This is a genomic window from Anaerotignum lactatifermentans DSM 14214 (assembly GCF_900142265.1).
GTDB classification, from domain to species: domain Bacteria; phylum Bacillota; class Clostridia; order Lachnospirales; family Anaerotignaceae; genus Anaerotignum; species Anaerotignum lactatifermentans.
This window is the reverse complement of sequence record NZ_FRAH01000122.1, coordinates 1-4990: the sequence shown is the minus strand read 5'-3', so window position 1 is coordinate 4990 and position 4990 is coordinate 1. Positions and strand designations below refer to the sequence as shown.

Sequence of the window (4990 nt, the reverse complement as noted above, 5' to 3'; positions counted from 1 at the left end):
AACCCTGCTCATTTTTCAAAAATACGATTTGCAGGGCTTAGGTGGGTGTTTTTGTCTTTTTGAAACATAGCTGAAAGTATATCTTTCAATATTGTTTTTATCTTGACATATCACCGCTGGACTTTTCTGTTTAGATTAGATTATACCATCAAACAAAGAAAATTCAAAATCTACTATTTATTTTGGCTGATAAATATATGAAATCATTAATTTTGTTTTTCTGTTTTTCTTAAATTCTTATTAAAGAAAATAACTCTATCATCATGTCTACTCTAAATATATATTTCCATAATAATAAAAATATCTATCATACTATATTCATACAATAAAGAAAGAATCCTATGAGAAAACCACATAGGATTCTTTCTTTAATTAATATGAATTAAATATTGTTATATCTGCTCCAGTCAGGATCTGCTATCAATTCCAGCCATGTTTCATGAATCTCGCCTTTATGTTCGTAAGTATGGCTGTTGGTCGCCTCCTGTACTGCCAGATAATACCATTTGTTGGTATCCATATTGTCTGGCCAGATATTCATGCCACTTAACAGATCTTCCGGTTCTTCCGGCATTCTGCACAGAACGCGGTTGATGATGGATACTGCTTCTGCTCTTGTAATAAATTGATTCGGCTTGAAGGTTCCATCAGGATATCCTGCGATCCAACCAAGAGAAACAGCTCTTTCGATTTCTTCCTCTGCCCAGTGACCACTGATATCTGTTAGATTGCTGTCGCCTTCTGTCAGACCTGTATCAAAGCGTGCGCAGATCGCGGCAAATTCCGCTCTGGTGATAGGTGCATCCGGCACAAATGTGGTTTCTGTTCTGCCTTTGATGATATTCAGTTCTGCCATGGTAGAAACAGATACATTATGCCAATCATTTTCTGTTACATCTGTAAAGACATTGGTATCAGAAAGATTGCCATCCCTTACCTCTGGCTGCAGCAAACGGAAGAAGATCGCTGCTACTTCTGCACGGGTAATGTTGCCATTGGGCTGTACACTGCCATCGGGATACCCTACCACATAAGCAAAATGGTCATCGCCGTTGAGCTGATCTGGTACTGTAGATTTCACCCAACCAGCATAGACAGTTTTATCGGATGTCATTTTGATGTCTGTAATCTTCTCTGTCAATTCTTCATCGGCATACCAGCCTGTGAAGGTATAACCCATTCTTACAGGAACTTTATCCAGGTCCACCACTGTATTTTTCTTATATCTTTCGTCATCATACTCTGTTCCGCCATTGGACTCATAGTTGAAAGTGTAATATTTTGTTGATGAACCTCCACTGCTACCACTAGAGTTAAAATCATTTCCATTATCGGTATCTTCTACTTCCCAAACAAGAGCAAATGGCGAAAATCCTTTCGCACCAGATTCAAATACAACATGAGTATCTGTTATTTTAGTAACAGGAACTTCTTCTACAACACACTGTTCAATGGAAGATTCTATTTCATCTGTAGATGTATCACGATGCAGGTCTTTAAAATGCAAAATTTTCACTTTGACATCTTTACCCATGTTTTCAGGAATTGGCCAATAAATTGTAATATCCCTTGGGTTCCCTGAAGCATCTTGTGCTGTAACCCACATATTACCATTATTTCTGTCTACCAAATCCAAGTATTTGATTTCGTAGCTGCGAGAAGAATTTGTTGTTTTCAAAAATTCCTCTGCTCTCTCTTTCAGCAGTTCTTCTCTGTTTTCGTCTGCTGAGTTGATAATGTTATCAAATAACAATGCAATTTGGGCATTTTCATCGACAGCAACTGAAGATCCATTGATCGTATAAATAGTACCTTCTTTTTCTATCATTGCAGGCTCTCCTGCAACAACATCTGTTTCAGATGCTTTCTTTTCTCCGTATTGCTCTTTTGTTGTGGTACCAAGGACAGTGAGTGTTCCATTTTCTACTGAAACCCCATGCTCTTGTTTTCCATTTACTTCGTCTTCATATATGAATGTAACGTTTCCAGACTCAATACCTTCTCCATATACTTCCATTTCAAGTGTTTGGTTCACATAATCACCAACAACAAAGTTATCACTGGCAACAACCTCTTTGTCATCTCCATTGGTTTTGATGAAATTAACACGCACATCTCTTTTTAATGTTTCATCTGCTGGTTCAATACGGAATACCTTTTTTTCGATTGGAAGATTTTCTTCTCCATCACCATAAGGTACAAATTTCCACTTATATTTATTTGTTCCATCATTATATTGGAGATATAAATTATCTATATCTTCAATGTTAAATTCTTCTGGAATTTCCAAAACAAAACCAGGCTCAGGTAAACCCGTGCTGTCAGAAATGATGTTGCCGTTCTCGTCTGTAACGCCTTCATAACTTTCTCCGCCCATATATATAATCACATCAGCTGGAGAAATTTTAATAAAATTCATTAATACAAACTGATTTTTGTTTTGTGGATTATATTCCACATTATAATATGTATTATCGCTACTAAAAGCCTTTAAATCTTTATCTGTTAAAACATACGCTTCTCCATCAGCATTTTCTTTGGCGTCAACGCCGCCTTCTACAACTAAACGTTTATATTTTGGATATTCAGAAGTAATTCCTATTTTTGCATTATCATCCAAAGCACCTACTACTGTTATATAAGCATTTATACTATTAGCAATGCTAGCTATATCCTTTAATTGATTATATATTTTTTCAAGAGATTTCTTTTGCTCTTCTTCAGGAAGCTTCTGTAATCTTTCATAAATTTCTATAATTTCTACTTTCAAAGCATTTTCCGTATATTTCAGATATGCATCAATAAACTGCTCTTTTGTGCCTATATATTTTTCTTCACCGGTATCATCATCAGTAATAACATAATCATTTAATCCAAGTTGTTTTGCAGCATTAACTTTCTCTTCCTCATCAAGCTTTGAATATTCCGCTTCAATGAGGGTACGAAAATAATTCATATACATTTTTCCAAAAACCGCCACAAAACTATCTTGTCCATCTTTGAATGATTGATATACATCATCAAATGATGCGATTTCCTGCTCACCATCGACCTCATGTACACCATTCCAGCCTAAGCAGATATTATCTGTAACATCATTTGTTTTATTATTTGTTACATTAGGACTTCCAGATACATAAATATACGAACCGTAGCTTTGGTAGATACCGCCTCCGGCATCTTTAGCAGTATTATTAATGATATTTCCACCTTTTAAAACAACGGCACTAATTAATTCCGTTGAGTCATAGGAACTCGAAAGATAAATACCGCCACCTTTTGGTGCCTCATTTTCCTGAATTGTACCTCCATAAATAGTAACATGTGGCATATAAGTTATATAATTTTTATCTATACCATCAACATATATACCCCCACCAGCTATTTGGGCTGTATTATTGATAATCTGAACACCATCTTTAATATCCATCTGTCTTGAATTAGTACATATTGCGCCACCATAATTAGCAGTATTGTTTTTTAAAGTAACATTTCCTCCAATACTTGTTGTAGTACCTTTTGCATAAATTGCACCTGCGGTTTCAATTCCTTTACAGTTTTCAATAATAACGCCTTTTTCACCGCCCTCAATCGTAAGATCAAACAAGCAATAAATTGCACCTGCCATTTTAATGTTATTATACTCAGCAATTAACTCACAATTACTAATTCTAACATCATCTTTTATTATTAATTCCTCACTTAATGAGTTAATGGCACCTGCACTGCCACCCTTACAATATTCAATTGTTAATCCGGAAATTTCTGCTATATCACCACCACAATAAATTGCACCTGCTAAATCCTCACCATAACAGTTGCGTATGGTCACATTACCAGAAATATATAAATCTTCTGCTAAGATAGCGCCACAAGTATCACTACCACAGTTTTCAATTAAAGAATCTCCTGATATTCTGCAATCTAAATCATCCACAAATTTGAGACCATCATTAATCTCAATAGCACCTGCTCCGCCGCCGCTGTAATTCTCACAAATAACGCCAGACGTCATCGTAAAAGAACGGGACTTGATTGCCGAATCATAAGCAGGATTTTCTTTTGTGCCATTATAGGCAACCTTTGCACCATGTATTTCTACATGGGGCGAACGTGAAGAAACCCCTGATCCATCATGATGCTTTCCTATGGCAGAATCCATACACTTGGTCAATAACACACCATCATTAAGTATCACACGTGCTGTACTATATCCTTCGTCTGCAGTTACAATACAGGAATGTTCAATATTTTCACCACTGAAAACCAGACAGTCTTCCGGCAAACCTTCCGCGCCAAAAGTTAACACGCAGTCATTTTTCACTTGGAACATGCCATCTTTACTGTTTTGTCCCCCAACATAGACATCCGGTTCTTTCAATCCAATTACCACTTGCTTACTTTCATCCGCAGGTATAATGGTAATATTACTTTCTACAATCATGTTCCAATCAGCCAAACCACTGCTTACAACCTTGATTGTTCCACCACCTGCACTGTTTAATGCCTCTACGGCTTCTTTCATTGTAACTGCTTCACTGGAAGTTACAGTTCCATCTGTACTTTCATAAGTACATGCTGCTTCTCCCTCTGGAACAGTTAATAAATCAATATCCATAGTTTCTTTTTCATAATTAGTTATATCTTCTGATTCTTCACTTTCGTAACATTCTGGATCTATATTAAAAAAGTGGACACATAAAGTAACTATCTATTACAATAAAGTAGACACCAAAAGGAGGTATTTACATGTCAACAAACAGCAAAGGTATTCGCTATGACGAAGACTTCAAAAGAACACTCGTAAATCTATATCAATCTGGTGGCAAAACACAAACTGCCCTTTGTAAAGAATACGGAGTTTCTCAGACTGCTCTCACTCGCTGGATCAAACAATACGCAACTGTTGAAACAGATGATGGTGAAGTCATGACTGCCAAACAAGTCAAAGAGCTTCAAAGACGCCTCGCTCAACTTGAAGAAGAAAACC

The 4990-nt window shown here is 36.5% G+C and carries 2 protein-coding genes; one reads left to right on the top strand and one right to left on the bottom strand.

Features of this window, described 5'->3' with window-relative positions; translation table 11 throughout:
• Window positions 1-382: 382 nt before the first annotated feature.
• The gene (locus BUB35_RS17765; RefSeq protein WP_072853908.1) at window positions 383-4618 is read right to left on the bottom strand and encodes an S-layer homology domain-containing protein; all 4236 of its coding nucleotides are present in this window, start codon (window positions 4616-4618) and stop codon (window positions 383-385) included.
• A 131-nt stretch (window positions 4619-4749) separates the two neighbouring features.
• Here BUB35_RS17765 and BUB35_RS17760 point away from each other — a divergent pair.
• Window positions 4750-4990 (top strand): transposase (locus BUB35_RS17760; RefSeq protein ID WP_143185489.1); only part of this gene is annotated, 241 nt, incomplete at its 3' end.